Source organism: Janthinobacterium sp. BHSEK (assembly GCF_056174685.1).
The window spans coordinates 105,889-118,981 of sequence record NZ_JBWBYV010000018.1 but is presented as its reverse complement, the minus strand read 5'-3'; the positions used below and the strand labels follow the sequence as shown (position 1 = coordinate 118,981).

13 protein-coding genes are annotated in these 13,093 nt (G+C 62.7%); 11 read left to right on the top strand and 2 right to left on the bottom strand.

What is annotated here, in order from left to right:
• Positions 1–92: 92 nt before the first annotated feature.
• From AC0V2Y_RS08915 to AC0V2Y_RS08905, 3 genes are all read left to right on the top strand, one after another.
• The gene (locus AC0V2Y_RS08915; protein ID WP_475417108.1) at positions 93–1,187 is read left to right on the top strand and encodes a type II asparaginase; all 1,095 of its coding nucleotides are present in this window, start codon (positions 93–95) and stop codon (positions 1,185–1,187) included.
• A gap of 128 nt (positions 1,188–1,315) precedes the next feature.
• Positions 1,316–2,167, top strand: coding sequence for an MOSC domain-containing protein (locus AC0V2Y_RS08910; protein ID WP_475417109.1), 852 nt, complete (start codon positions 1,316–1,318; stop codon positions 2,165–2,167).
• A 34-nt stretch (positions 2,168–2,201) separates the two neighbouring features.
• The gene (locus tag AC0V2Y_RS08905) at positions 2,202–3,362 is read left to right on the top strand and encodes a GGDEF domain-containing protein (protein WP_475417110.1); all 1,161 of its coding nucleotides are present in this window, start codon (positions 2,202–2,204) and stop codon (positions 3,360–3,362) included.
• Here AC0V2Y_RS08905 and AC0V2Y_RS08900 read toward each other — a convergent pair whose 3' ends face one another.
• The gene (locus tag AC0V2Y_RS08900; protein ID WP_475417111.1) at positions 3,363–5,342 is read right to left on the bottom strand and encodes a cation:proton antiporter domain-containing protein; all 1,980 of its coding nucleotides are present in this window, start codon (positions 5,340–5,342) and stop codon (positions 3,363–3,365) included.
• A gap of 108 nt (positions 5,343–5,450) precedes the next feature.
• Between AC0V2Y_RS08900 and AC0V2Y_RS08895 the strand changes: the two genes are divergently transcribed.
• From AC0V2Y_RS08895 to AC0V2Y_RS08860, 8 genes are all read left to right on the top strand, one after another.
• The gene (locus AC0V2Y_RS08895) at positions 5,451–6,461 is read left to right on the top strand and encodes a KpsF/GutQ family sugar-phosphate isomerase (protein ID WP_475417112.1); all 1,011 of its coding nucleotides are present in this window, start codon (positions 5,451–5,453) and stop codon (positions 6,459–6,461) included.
• On the top strand, positions 6,461–6,994 hold the full coding sequence (locus AC0V2Y_RS08890) for a KdsC family phosphatase (protein ID WP_475417113.1): 534 nt from the start codon (positions 6,461–6,463) through the stop codon (positions 6,992–6,994). The genes AC0V2Y_RS08895 and AC0V2Y_RS08890 overlap by 1 nt, the downstream gene beginning before the upstream one ends.
• A 42-nt stretch (positions 6,995–7,036) precedes the next feature.
• The gene (gene lptC, locus AC0V2Y_RS08885; protein ID WP_475417114.1) at positions 7,037–7,648 is read left to right on the top strand and encodes an LPS export ABC transporter periplasmic protein LptC; all 612 of its coding nucleotides are present in this window, start codon (positions 7,037–7,039) and stop codon (positions 7,646–7,648) included.
• A gap of 25 nt (positions 7,649–7,673) precedes the next feature.
• Complete coding sequence (lptA, locus tag AC0V2Y_RS08880) at positions 7,674–8,255, top strand: lipopolysaccharide transport periplasmic protein LptA (protein WP_475417115.1); 582 nt, start codon at positions 7,674–7,676, stop codon at positions 8,253–8,255.
• Positions 8,255–9,010 carry an LPS export ABC transporter ATP-binding protein gene (gene lptB / locus AC0V2Y_RS08875; protein ID WP_034753325.1) on the top strand — a complete coding sequence of 252 codons (756 nt, stop codon included), beginning with the start codon at positions 8,255–8,257 and terminating at the stop codon, positions 9,008–9,010. The genes lptA and lptB overlap by 1 nt, the downstream gene beginning before the upstream one ends.
• A 4-nt stretch (positions 9,011–9,014) precedes the next feature.
• Complete coding sequence (locus AC0V2Y_RS08870) at positions 9,015–10,493, top strand: RNA polymerase factor sigma-54 (protein ID WP_475417116.1); 1,479 nt, start codon at positions 9,015–9,017, stop codon at positions 10,491–10,493.
• Between the two features lie 69 nt (positions 10,494–10,562).
• Positions 10,563–10,922 carry a ribosome hibernation-promoting factor, HPF/YfiA family gene (hpf, locus tag AC0V2Y_RS08865; RefSeq protein WP_436497672.1) on the top strand — a complete coding sequence of 120 codons (360 nt, stop codon included), beginning with the start codon at positions 10,563–10,565 and terminating at the stop codon, positions 10,920–10,922.
• Between the two features lie 136 nt (positions 10,923–11,058).
• The gene (locus tag AC0V2Y_RS08860; protein WP_475417117.1) at positions 11,059–12,144 is read left to right on the top strand and encodes an enoyl-CoA hydratase/isomerase family protein; all 1,086 of its coding nucleotides are present in this window, start codon (positions 11,059–11,061) and stop codon (positions 12,142–12,144) included.
• On the opposite strand, the gene rapZ is transcribed toward AC0V2Y_RS08860, so the two are convergent.
• Entirely contained in the window at positions 12,145–13,008 is an 864-nt protein-coding gene (gene rapZ / locus AC0V2Y_RS08855) for an RNase adapter RapZ (protein ID WP_139092210.1), read from the bottom strand. It lies immediately after the preceding gene.
• Positions 13,009–13,093: the final 85 nt, after the last annotated feature.

Below are 13,093 nucleotides of genomic sequence, written 5' to 3'. Positions count from 1 at the left end.
GAACGCGTCAATCGGGACTTTTTTGCCGCACTGATGACATATAATTTGCACACGACTTTGTTATCTTTGACACATCACCGAACAGGAGCACCATGTTTTCACGCAAATTCCATTCTTGTGCACAGCTGATGCTGGCCACCTTGCTGATGGGCTTTGTTGCCGCGTCCCCCGCACGCGCGCAGCAGGCGGCCGTCAAATTGCCGAATGTGGTGATCCTGGCCACGGGCGGCACCATCGCCGGCAGCGGCGCCGACAGCACCACCACCGTCGGCTACACCTCGGCCACCGTGGGCGTCGAGCGCCTGATCGCGGCCGTGCCGGAACTGAAAAAAGTGGCGAATGTAAAAGGCGAGCAAGTGTTCCAGATCGCCAGCGAAAGCATGGGCAACAGCCACTGGCTGGCCCTGGCCAAGCGCATCAACGTGCTGCTGGCCTCCGCTGACGTGGACGGCGTGGTCGTCACGCACGGCACCGACACCATCGAAGAAACGGCGTATTTCCTGAACCTGACCGTGAAAAGCCACAAGCCGGTCGTGGTGGTGGGCGCCATGCGTCCCTCGACCGCCATCTCCGCGGACGGCCCCATCAACCTGTACAACGCCGTGATGCTGGCAGGCAGCAAGGAAGCCGTGGGCAAGGGCGTGCTGGTGGCCTTGAACGACCAGATCAACGCGGCGCGCGAAGTGACCAAGACGAATACGTCGACGACGGACACCTTCAAGTCGCCGGAACTGGGCATGCTCGGCTACATCCAGGGCAGCAAGGCCTTCTTTTACCGCCAGTCGACGCGCAAGCACACCCTGGAATCGGAATTTGACATCAGCAAGCTCGACGCTTTGCCCCAAGTGGACATCGTCTACGGCTACGCCAATATGAACCGTGTCGGCATGGACGCCTTCATTGCCGCCGGCGCCAAGGGCATCATCCACGCGGGCGTGGGCGATGGCAGCGTGGCCGCGCAAATGAAGCCGGCCCTGGTGGAAGCGCGCCAGAAGGGCGTGCTGATCGTGCGTTCGAGCCGGGTCGGCCAGGGCATCGTGGCGCGCAATGGCGAAGCCAACGACGATGAACTCGACAGTGTCGTGTCCGACACCCTGAACCCGCAAAAAGCCCGCATCCTGCTGATGCTGGCCTTGACCAAAACCAACAGCACGCAAGAAATCCAGCGTATTTTCTATACGTATTGATCCTTGTCATGCAGGCCCAGCCGCTTCGGCTGGGCCTGGCCGATTTACGCTTGCCCACTTTGCTGCCATACTTCGTTTCTGAATAATTTCCTGGCAGAAGCAGCAACACTGTTCCTTCTCCCCTGTCCATGGCTATCCTGTCCGACATCATCCTGTATCCGATCAAATCCTGCGCCGGCATCCATTTGCGCGAGGCGGTCCTGACGCGCTCAGGGCTGATGAGCGAGCACGTGTTCGACCGCGAATGGATGGTGGTGGACCCGCAGGGCCGCTTTTTGACCCAGCGCGAACATCCGCGCATGGCGCTGATCGTGCCGTCCATCAAGGCCACCACGCTGGAATTGCGCGCGCCGGGCATGCTGCGCCTGGAAATCGAGTTGGGCTTGCCGCATCCGCAGCTGGCACCGATGCTGGAAGTGCAGGTGTGGGACGATACCGTGCGCGCCTACGATTGCGACGAGGTCACGGCCACCTGGTTCAGCCAGGCCATCGGCGTGCCGTGCCGCCTGGTGCGCTTTCACCCGGACGTGGTGCGCGCCACCAGCACCAAATGGACGGATGGCGTTGCCGCTTCGACCATGTTTGCCGATGGCTACCCGGTGCTGATCGCGGGCAGTGCCTCGCTGGCCGACGTCAATGACAAGCTGCGCGCCGCCGGCCGTGAACCTCTGCCGATGAACCGCTTCCGCCCCAACCTGGTCATCGGCGACATCGGCGCCTTCGAGGAAGACTACGCCGAATTCCTGCAATTCGGCGCGACAACCTTGAAACCCGTCAAGCCGTGTTCGCGTTGCCCGATCCCGTCGGTGGACCAGGCCACGGGCGTGCCCGGACCGGACCCGCTCGACGTCATGCATGGCTATCGCGCCAAGCCCGAGCTCGACGGCGCCATCTGCTTCGGCATGAACGCCATCGTCACGGAAGGTGGCGATGAGCGTATCGTGGTGGGACAGGACATCGGTTTCGAACTGGCATTTTGAGCATGGCGTCCGTACATAAGGGTTTAAGGTTTCTATGAATCAAGCAATACCGCCGGACCCGCGCATTGCCAGCCTCGAAGCCGAAAACCAGGCCTTGCGCGCGCGCATGGCTTTCCTGCTGGAACAGGTCGAGCGCAACCACGACATCATGTGCCGCCACCAGGCGTTCGACCTGGAAATCGTCAGCGCGTCCACGTTTCCCGAGTTGATCGGCACCATCTTCCGCACCTTGCCCGTGATTTCCGACCTCGACGGCGTCACCCTGAGCCTGCTCGACGAGGATGACGATATCGTGCTGGTGATGGAAAAGCTGGGCGTCGATTTCAGCGCTTTTCCGCAGTTGCTGTTCGTGCATGCCGTGGCGGAGCTGGGTTTTGCCGCACCAAGGCCCGTGGCCGAGGGGGAAGCGGCCTTGCCGCCGCTGCCGCTGCTCGACGCCTTCGATGCGGCCGTGCACGGCCCGCGTTTTCCGCAGATCGACGTTCCCCTGCGCAGCGTGGCGCTGGTGCCCTTGCTGCGCAATAAGCGCCTGATTGGCAGCCTGAACCTGGCCAGCGGCGACGCGACGCGCTTTACGCCCGCGCTGGGCACGGATTTCATCAAGCACATGGCGTCCATCATCGCCATCTGCCTGGAAAACGTGATCAGCAATGAAATGCTCAAATATATCGGCCTGACCGATTCCCTGACGGGCGTCTACAACCGCCGCTATATCGACCGCCGGCTGCTGGAAGAAATCGCCCGCGCGCGGCGCCAGAATTATTGCATTTCATGCATGTATATCGATATCGACCATTTTAAATCGGTCAATGACACGCATGGCCACCAGGGCGGCGACGAGGTGTTGCGCGAAGTGGCCACGCGCATCCGCACGGAATTGCGCCGTTCGGACGCGCTGGGCCGCTTCGGCGGCGAGGAATTCGTCGTCCTGCTGATCGACGCCGATCTCGACAGCGCGACCTTCGTTGCCGAACGCATCCGCGCCAGCATCGCCGGCACCATGTTCGACTTGCCGGGCAGCGCGCAGGCGTGGGTCAGCGTGTCGATCGGCGTGGCCAGCCTGGAAGCGGACGCGGCGCTGCTACCCATCGAATCGGTGGCGCAGCAACTGGTGGCGCATGCCGACCAGGCCCTGTACCAGGCCAAGGCCGATGGCCGCAACAAGGTCGTCAGCTGGCAGCCGCAGGCCGGCTGATTATTTTAATAGTAATGTTTCCGCTTTGGCCACGGCGTCGGCCGTGCCGCGCAGCACCACCACGTCGCCGCTGGCCAGCTGTGTCTCGGGGGTGACGTCGAGGCTGCCGCGGCCGCGGCGGATGGCCGTCACGAACGCGCCGCAGCCGGCCACGTCGATCGTACTCAACGGTAAACCCACGCAGTGCGCATCCTCGCTGACGGTGACCGTATGCAGGCGTTCCAGTTCCGCATCGTCGCCCGCATCGCTGGAACCGTGGAAATAGCCGCGCAGGGAGGCGTAGCGCTCCTCGCGCGCCGCCTGCACCCGGTGCACGACGCGGCGCAGGGGCACGCCCATCATGATCAGCGCATGCGAAGCGAGCATCAGGCTGCCTTCCATCAATTCCGGCACCACCTCGGCCGCGCCCGCCTTCTTCAACTGGTCGAGATCGGTATCGTCGTGGCTGCGCACGATGACGGGCAAGGTCGGCGCCATTTCTTTGAGCAAATGCAATAACTTCAGTGCCGAGGGGGTATTCGCATACGTGATCACCACGGCGCTGGCCCGGTAGATGCCGGCCGCCACCAGGCTTTCGCGCCGCCCCGCGTCGCCATACGAGACGTGGGCGCCGGCCAGTTGCGCTTCCTGCACCCGTTCCGGGTCCAGGTCCAGCGCGTGGTATTCGATCTTTTCTTCCGCCAGCAGGGTGGCCAGGCTTTGCCCGCTGCGCCCGAAGCCGGCGATCAGCACGTGTTTCTGAGAAGCCATCGTGCGCGTGGCGATTTTCGTCAGGGCCAGGGATTGCATCATCCAGTCGTTGGCCGCCAGTTTCATGACGATGGCATCGGATTTGGCGATGAGAAAGGGCGCCGCCAGCATCGACAGCACCATCGAGGCCAGCACCACCTGCACGACGAACGGGTCCATCAGCTTGATGCCGCCGGCCAGGTTCAGCAGCACGAAGCCGAACTCGCCCGCCTGCGCCAGTCCCAGCCCCGTGCGCAAGGCCACGCCGTTGCTGGACCCGAACAACCGGGCCAGGCCCGCGATCAGGGCGAACTTCAGCAGCACGGGGCCGCACAGCAGCAGCAGGACCAGCCACCAGTTGTCCAGCACCACGCGGATATTGAGCAGCATGCCGACGGTGATGAAGAACAGGCCCAGCAGCACGTCGCGGAACGGTTTGATATCCTCTTCCACCTGGTGCTTGAATTCCGTCTCGGAAATGAGCATGCCGGCAACAAACGCCCCCAGGGCCAGCGACAGCCCGGCCCGCTCCGTGATCCAGGCCGCGCCCAGGGTGATCAGCAGCAGGTTGAGCATGAACAATTCCTGCGAGCGGCGCTTGGCGACGATGGTCAGCCAGCCCCGCACCATCTTCTGGCCGATGAACAGCAGCAAGATCAGCACGACCAGCGCCTTGCCGCCGGCCCAGGCCAGGGTTTCGGCCAGATTGTCCGAATCGCGCGTGAGGGCGGGAATGAGGATCAGCAGGGGCACCACGGCCAGGTCCTGGAACAGCAGAATGCCGATGATCTTGCGGCCGTGTTCGCTTTCCAGTTCCAGCCGCTCCGTGAGCATTTTCGAGACGATGGCCGTCGACGACATGGCCAGCGCACCGCCCAGGGCGAACGCGGCTTGCCAGCTCAGGTGGATGTAGGCGGACAGGTAGCGCCCGACGAACCAGCCGAAGACGACGGTGGCGATGATGGTGGTGACCACCTGCGCCATGCCAAGGCCGAAAACGATGCGCCGCATGGCGAGGAACTTGGGCAAAGAAAACTCGAGCCCGATGGAAAACATCAGGAAGACGACGCCGAACTCGGCCAGGGTGTGGCTGGCTTCGTTTTCCGCCGCCAGGCCCAGCGCATGGGGGCCGATGACGATGCCGACGGCCAGGTAGCCCAGCATGGGCGGCAAATGCAACATTCTGAAAGCGACCACGCCCAGCACGGCGCTGCCGAGTAACATCAGGGTCAGTTCAAGCGAGGAAAACATGGGTTGCCCGGTACGGTCAATGGAAATCGTTGTTTGTTGTGACTGGCAAGTTTTTTGCTTTCCTAATTCGTTTATACTTTGGGCATGAGTGTAACCCATGAAAAAACAATGCTGAAAGCTTTTGATCGAATTGACATGCAAGCGACGACCGAGCGCGCCGTCGCGCTGGCCCGCACCACCTTGCAGATCGAGTCCGACGCCATCGTTGCGCTGCACGCGCGCCTGGCCACGGACGACAGCGTGGGCCGCGCCGTGGCGCTGTTGCTGCAGTGCACGGGGCGTGTCGTCGTTTCCGGCATCGGCAAGTCCGGCCATATCGCGCGCAAGATTGCCGCCACCCTCGCTTCCACCGGCACGCCGGCCCTGTTCGTGCATCCGGCCGAAGCGGCCCATGGCGACCTGGGCATGGTCACGTCGGACGATGCTTTTATTGCCATCTCGTACTCGGGCGAATCGTCCGAGCTGATGGCCATCATGCCCGTCGTCAAGCGCATGGGCGGCGTGCTCATTTCCATGACGGGCAAGCCGAACTCCAGCCTGGCGCAGCTGGCCGACGTGCACCTGGATATTTCTGTTGAGAAAGAAGCCTGTCCGCTGAACCTGGCGCCGACGGCCAGCACCACCGTCACCCTGGCCCTGGGCGATGCGATCGCCGTGGCCTTGCTCGACTTGCGCGGCTTCAAGGAAGAAGATTTCGCCCGCTCGCACCCGGGCGGCGCCCTGGGCCGCCGCCTGCTCACGCACGTGCATGACGTCATGCGCAGCGGCGAACGGGTGCCGAAGGTGCCGGTGGAAGCCTCGCTGCTGCAGGCGCTGGAAGAGATGACGAAGAAGGGCATGGGCATGACGGCCGTCGTTGATGCGGACAACCGCCCCGTGGGCGTGTTTACGGATGGCGACTTGCGCCGCATGTTCGAGCGCGTGCAGGATTTCACGCAAGTGGCGATCCGCGACGTCATGCATGCGCAGCCGCGCAGCATCGCGCCCGAGCGCCTGGCCGTCGACGCCGTAGCCGTGATGGAGCAGTTCCGCATCAACCAGATGCTGGTCGTCGATGCCGACGGCAAGCTCGTGGGCGCGCTGCATATCCATGATCTGACGCAAGCGAAGGTGATCTGATGGAGAGCGTAGCGGACAACCTGGCGCGCGCGGCCAAGGTCAGACTGATGATCTTTGACGTCGATGGCGTGCTGACCGACGGCAGCCTGCATTTCGGCCCCGATGGCGAGATGATGAAAACGTTTAATGTGTATGATGGCCTGGGCATCAAGCTGCTGCAGGAATCGGGCGTGCAGACGGCCATCATCAGCGCGCGCCGCTCGGCCATCACGGCACGCCGGGCGCAAGACCTGGGCATTACCCATGTGCACCAGGGCGGTCACGACAAGCTGACGCCGTTTCGCGAGCTGCTGGCGCTGACGGGCTTGACGGAAGAACAATGCGGCTATATCGGCGACGACGTCATCGATGCGCCCATCCTGCGCCGCGTGGGCTTTGCCGTCAGCGTGCCGGGCGGGCGTCCGGAAGCGCAGGGCCTGGCGCACCATGTGACGCAGGCCGGCGGCGGCCGCGGCGCGGTGCGCGAGATCTGCGAATTCCTGCTGCGCGCCCAGGACAACTATGCGCGCGTCATGGCGCCGTTCCTGGAGTGAGGCGCGCCTTGCCGCCAGTGACCTTTGAAAGAGTGAAGCCCTATGCGTAAGCCAGGAGGCGCCCATCGCTGGCGCATGATTTTTACCGTGCTGGGCGCGGTCGTCGTCGCGCTGGGCAGCTTCTGGCTGCTCGAAGTGATGAACAAGAATGGCCAGGACATCAGGGCCAGCAAGCATCTGGACGAGCCCGACTATTTCATCACCAATTTCAGCCTGGTGCGCATGGATTTGACGGGTAAACCCAGCTATATCGTGTCGGGCACCAAGCTCACGCATTATCCGCTCGACGATTCGTCCGATATCGACCAGCCCTTCGTGCGCAAGCTGACGCCCGGCATGCCGCCGCTGAACATGAATGCGGAACTGGCGCATATCGACCAGGATAATACCCGGCTGCAACTGCACCGCAAGGTCGTGATCGATCGCGCGGCCAGTCCGAAGGCGCAGAACCTGACCGTGAGGACGGAAGCGCTGACGGTGTTTCCGGACGAGGAAAGAATGGAAACGGACGTGCCGGTCGATATCCTGACGGGTACTTCGCGCCTCAATGGCATCGGCATGAAGGCCAATAACGCCACCGGCGTGGTGGAAGTGCAAAATGCGCTGCGCATGGTACTCCCGCCGAAACCGCGCCCGGCCGCGGCGGCAAAATGACAGAATGAAACAAGGAAACCATACTATGAAGAACATCTTGCTGTTGAGCGTATTTTCTCTGGCCATGATGGGCGTGGCGCATGCCGAGAAGGCCGATTCCGAGAAGGAAGCCGTCATCACGGCGCGTAGCGGCCACGTCGATGACGTCAAGCAGATCCGTACCCTGACGGGCGACGTCGTGCTGGTCAAGGGCACCCTGACCATGAAGGCGGGCCGGGCCCTGATCACGGAAGACCCGCAAGGCTACCAGTTCATTACCTTCTGGGCCGATCCCGGCAAGCTGGCCACCTTCCGCCAGAAGCGCGATGGCGCGGGCGACCTGTGGGTCGAAGGCGAAGCGGAGCGCGTGGAATACGACAACAAGACGGAAGTGGTGAAACTGTTTTCCAGGGCCAAGCTGACGCGCCTGGAGGGCACGAAAGTGACCGACGTGGCCAATGGCGCCTTCATCTCGTATGACAGCCGCAAGGAAGTGTTTGCGATGGAAAATTCCAACAGCGGCACCAGCACCCCCGATGGCGGCAGCGTGCGCATGGTGATCCAGCCGAAGACCAAGGCGCCCGCGGCGGAGAAAGCGCCGGCCACGCCTGCGCCAGGAACGAAATAATGGACAATACTCGTTGCGGCAGTACCCTGATCGTTCGCGGGCTGCAAAAAACCTATGGCAAGCGGCAAGTCGTGCATGACGTCTCGCTGCAAGTCGAATGCGGCGAAGTGGTGGGGCTGCTGGGCCCGAACGGCGCCGGCAAGACCACGTCGTTCTACATGATCGTCGGCCTGGTGCCGTCCGATGGCGGCAGCATCGATATCAGCGGCGTGGACATTTCCAGCCTGCCGATCCACCGCCGCGCGCAGATGGGCCTGTCGTACCTGCCGCAGGAAGCGTCCGTGTTCCGCAAGCTGACGGTGGAAGACAATATCCGTGCCGTGCTGGAAATCCAGACCGTCGAAGGCCGCCCCCTGAAGAAGGCCGAGATCGAGGAGCGCCTGGATAAACTGCTGGCCGACCTGCAGATTGAAAAGCTGCGCGAGAACCAGGCCCTGTCCCTGTCGGGCGGCGAGCGCCGCCGCGTGGAAATCGCCCGCGCGCTGGCCACCGATCCCCGTTTCGTGCTGCTCGACGAGCCCTTCGCCGGCGTCGATCCGATCGCCGTCATCGAGATCCAGCGCATCGTGCGCTTCTTGAAGGAGCGCAATATCGGCGTGCTGATCACCGATCATAATGTGCGCGAGACGCTGGGTATTTGCGACCGTGCCTACATCATCAACCAGGGCTCGGTGCTGGCGTCGGGACGCCCCGACGACATCATCGCCAACGAGTCGGTACGCCGGGTCTATCTGGGCGAACACTTCCGCATGTGAGCCAATGAAACAATCATTGCAGCTGCGCACTTCGCAGCATCTGGCACTGACGCCGCAGTTGCAGCAATCGATACGCCTGTTGCAATTGTCTACCCTGGAATTGCACCAGGAACTCGAGCAGCTGCTGACGGACAATCCCTTGCTCGAGCGCCTCGACGATCCGCTCGACCGTTCGCTGCGCCTGCTGTCCGACGGGGCCTTGAGTTCCACGGCCGCGCCGGCCGAAGCGCCGCCCCAGCCGCCAGGCCAGGAGGCGCCCGCAGCGCCGGCCGAAGCGGAAACGTTTGACGGCGAGGGGGGCGACGGCGCGGCCGCCGCGGATGGCGGCGACAGCGACTGGAGCGAGGCGAGCCGGGGCAAGGCGCCCGACGACGAAGATTCCCGTCCGCAATTGGAGGCCCACCACTGCACCCTGCGCGAGCACCTGATGGAGCAGATGCGCGTGACGGTGCTCGAGTTGCGCGACCGTGCGCTGGTCGAGCTGATCATCGACGCGCTCGACGACAATGGCTATCTGGAAGAGTCGCTCGACGACATCCTGGCGCGCCTGCCGGAAGAGCTGGAAATCGACGCCGACGAGATGCGCACGGCCTTGTCGCTGCTGCAAAGTTTCGATCCGCCGGGCGTGGGCGCGCGCAATGCGTCCGAATGCCTGGCGCTGCAGATCAAGCGCTTGCCGCACGTCGCCATGGTGACGCGGCGCATGGCCCTCGTCATCGTGGAAAAGCACCTGGCCTGGTTTGCCCAGCGCGATTTCAACAAGCTGAAGAAAGCCCTCGATTGCGACGAGGAAGACTTGCGCGAGGCGCAGACGGTGATTCGCCAGTGCAATCCGCACCCGGGCGCCGTGTTCGCCTCGGACGTGTCCGACTATGTGGTGCCCGACGTCGTCGTCAAGCGCGCGCGCAATGGCTGGCAAGTCACCCTGAACAACGACGTCATGCCGCGCCTGCGCGTCAACGCCATGTACGCCAACCTGCTCAAGCAGGGCAAGGGCGAGGGCGCCATGGGCGCACAGTTGCAGGAAGCCAAGTGGCTGATCAAGAATATGCGCCAGCGCTTCGACACGATCCTGCGCGTGGCGCAGGCGATAGTAGAAAGGCAAAAGAACTTTTTCTCGCATGGGGCCGTTGCCATGCGCCCCCTTGTGCTCCGTGAAATAGCTGATACACTGGGTTTACACGAGAGTACTATCTCGCGGGTAACAACTCAAAAGTACATGCTGACCCCGCACGGCATGTTCGAGTTGAAATATTTCTTTGGTAGCCACGTCGCCACCGAAGCGGGGGGCGAAGCGTCATCGACGGCGATACGGGCATTGATCGTGCAACTGACAGGAGCAGAAGACCCTAAAAATCCTTTATCCGACAGTAAGATTGCGGACATGCTGGGGGAACAAGGCATGGTGATTGCGCGACGTACTGTTGCCAAATACCGGGAAGCATTGAAAATTCCGCCAGTGAGCCTGCGTAAGTGTTTGTAAGTTTTTTTCGGTTCCTCTGCGGGCCGGATAGGATGGACCGCACGAACCCGATCATCTTTAGGAGTGTGTATGAATCTCACCATCAGCGGACATCATCTCGAAGTGACACCAGCCATCCGTGAATACGTACAAACGAAGCTGGAGCGCGTGAAACGTCATTTCGATCAAGTCATCGATATCGCCGTGATTCTGACCGTGGATAACCTCAAAGAGAAAGAAAAACGTCAAAAGGCCGAAGTCAACCTGCGTCTGAGTGGCAAAACCGTCTATGTGGAAAGCCTGGCGCAAGACCTGTATGCCGCGATCGATGCCCTGATCGACAAGCTCGATAGGCAAGTGATGAAATACAAAACCAAAGTGCAAGGGCACGGTAAAGAGGCGATCAAGCATCTGCCAGACAACTCGGAAGAAGAATTCGCCGCCGCCTAAGCGGCCTGCGACTTTCAACCGGTTGTGATCAACTAAGGGCGCACATTGCGCCCTTTTTTGCGCCCGTCCCTGTCGAACGCAATGTTCCCCGCGCAGGGGCTAGAATGTTGGCACTTTCACTTCTTTCCATCCTGCCATGAGCGACTTCGTCCAGACCTCCATCCGCCACCGCACGGGGCACATCGTGCTCGACCGTCCGAAAGCCTTGAATTCCCTGTCGCTGGAGATGGTGCGGGCCCTGAGCGCGGCCTTGCTGGCCTGGCGCGACGACCCGCAGGTGGACGCCGTGGTGATCCGCTCCAGCAGCGAGAAAGCCCTGTGCGCCGGCGGCGACATCCGTTTCTTTTACGATGCGGGCCTGGCCACGCCGCAAGGCGGCAGCGCCCAGCTGGAAGATTTCTTTACAGAAGAATATGCTTTAAATCATCTGATTCACTTCTACCCGAAACCGTATATCGCCGTGATGGACGGCGTGGTGATGGGCGGCGGCATGGGCGTGGCGCAAGCGGGGCCCGGCAACCGCCTGCGCATCGTCACAGGCCGCACGCGCATGGCCATGCCGGAAGTCAATATCGGCCTGTTCCCCGACGTGGGCGGCAGTTACTTTCTTTCCCGCCTGGCGGGCCGGCTGGGCCTGTACCTGGGCTTGACGGGCTTGACGATCAACGCGGCCGACGCCCTGTACACGGGCCTGGCCGATGTGTATCTGCCCGAGGCGCAGATGGGGGCGTTGCTGGCCCTGTTCGAGTCCACGCCGGGCGAGGCCTTGCCGGTCGCCATCAAGGCGCTGGCGGCGCCCTTCCAGGCCGAGGCGGGCGCTTCCCCCCTGGCCGCGGCGCGCGCGGCGCTGGACCGCCACTTCAGCGCGGGTTCGGTGGCGGCCATCATGACCTCGCTGGCGCAGGACGACAGCGCGTTCGCCGCGAAGGCCCTGGCGGCCATGCGCTTGCGTTCGCCCTTGATGATGTGCGTGACCCTGGAGTTGCTGCAGCGGGGCGCCCATCTGGGCGTGGCCGATTGCCTGCGCATGGAGCGCACGCTGGTGCGCCACAATTTCGAGCATGGCGAAGTGCTCGAAGGCGTGCGCGCGCTGGTGGTCGACAAGGACAATGCGCCGCGCTGGCAGCCTGCCAGCCTGGGCGAGGTCGATGCAGCCATGGTGGCGCGCTTCTTCGCCCCCGTGTGGCCGGCGCAAGCGCATCCGCTGCGCCACCTCGACTGATTAAGAACGCTCGCGGTGGCGCAGTACGACCCGCTCGTTGGGGCCGAAGTATTGCGCCAGCCGCTCCGCCATGTACACGGAGCGGTGCTGGCCGCCCGTGCAACCCAGAGCCACCGTCAGGTAGCTGCGGTTGTCGGACTTGAACGACGGCAGCCATTTCTCGATGAAGGCGCGGATGTCGGCCAGCAATTCCAGCGCGCTCGGCTGCGCGTCGAGGAAGGCGATCACGGGCGCGTCGCGGCCGTCGAGCGGGCGCAGCGCCAGGTCGTAATAGGGATTGGGCAAGGCCCGCACATCGAAGACGAAATCGGCATCGAGCGGCACGCCCAGCTTGAAGGCGAACGATTCGAAGAACAGGGTCAGCGGCGCGCGTTCGGAGGCGACGATATCCTTGATCCAGGCACGCAGCTTGTTGGCGCTCAGTTCCGAGGTATCGATCACATGGCCCAGCTGCTCGATGGCCGACAGGCGTTCGCGTTCTTCCGAGATGCACTCGATCAGGGTGCGGCGGCTGGCCGGATTCTGGTTCGGGCGCAATTCGTGCGACAGGGGATGGCTGCGCCGCGTTTCCGAGAAGCGCGCCACCAGCGAATGCGTGGTGGCTGTCAGGAACATGACCTTGACGTCATGCCCCTGGTCGCGCAACAGGGCTACATTGTGCGGCAAGCTGACGAGCGACTCGGCGCTGCGCGCATCGACGGCCACGGCCAGCTGCGGCGTGCCCTCGTCAAGCAGGGTTTGCACCAGGCTCGGCAGCAAGGCCGGTGGCAGGTTGTCGACACAATAGTAGCCGGTATCTTCCAGCACATTGAGCGCGACGGATTTACCGGAGCCGGATATTCCGGTGATAAGGACGATATGCATAGCCCGATCATACAATAAAGGACGGCACTGCGCTCCCGAGGCAATTATCTTTACAAATTATTGCAATTTGGACTGTGGTATTTCT

Excerpts from the sequence above, each read along its gene's own strand:
- lptA (WP_475417115.1), top strand. The coding sequence starts at position 7,674 with ATGAAGAACATCTTGCTGTTGAGCGTATTTTCTCTGGCCATGATGGGC.
- AC0V2Y_RS08870 (WP_475417116.1), top strand. The coding sequence starts at position 9,015 with ATGAAACAATCATTGCAGCTGCGCACTTCGCAGCATCTGGCACTGACG.
- AC0V2Y_RS08890 (WP_475417113.1), top strand. The coding sequence starts at position 6,461 with ATGGAGAGCGTAGCGGACAACCTGGCGCGCGCGGCCAAGGTCAGACTG.
- lptC (WP_475417114.1), top strand. The coding sequence starts at position 7,037 with ATGCGTAAGCCAGGAGGCGCCCATCGCTGGCGCATGATTTTTACCGTG.
- lptB (WP_034753325.1), top strand. The coding sequence starts at position 8,255 with ATGGACAATACTCGTTGCGGCAGTACCCTGATCGTTCGCGGGCTGCAA.
- AC0V2Y_RS08860 (WP_475417117.1), top strand. The coding sequence starts at position 11,059 with ATGAGCGACTTCGTCCAGACCTCCATCCGCCACCGCACGGGGCACATC.
- AC0V2Y_RS08905 (WP_475417110.1), top strand. The coding sequence starts at position 2,202 with ATGAATCAAGCAATACCGCCGGACCCGCGCATTGCCAGCCTCGAAGCC.
- rapZ (WP_139092210.1), bottom strand. The coding sequence starts at position 13,008 with ATGCATATCGTCCTTATCACCGGAATATCCGGCTCCGGTAAATCCGTC.
- AC0V2Y_RS08910 (WP_475417109.1), top strand. The coding sequence starts at position 1,316 with ATGGCTATCCTGTCCGACATCATCCTGTATCCGATCAAATCCTGCGCC.
- hpf (WP_436497672.1), top strand. The coding sequence starts at position 10,563 with ATGAATCTCACCATCAGCGGACATCATCTCGAAGTGACACCAGCCATC.
- AC0V2Y_RS08915 (WP_475417108.1), top strand. The coding sequence starts at position 93 with ATGTTTTCACGCAAATTCCATTCTTGTGCACAGCTGATGCTGGCCACC.
- AC0V2Y_RS08895 (WP_475417112.1), top strand. The coding sequence starts at position 5,451 with ATGCTGAAAGCTTTTGATCGAATTGACATGCAAGCGACGACCGAGCGC.
- AC0V2Y_RS08900 (WP_475417111.1), bottom strand. The coding sequence starts at position 5,342 with ATGTTTTCCTCGCTTGAACTGACCCTGATGTTACTCGGCAGCGCCGTG.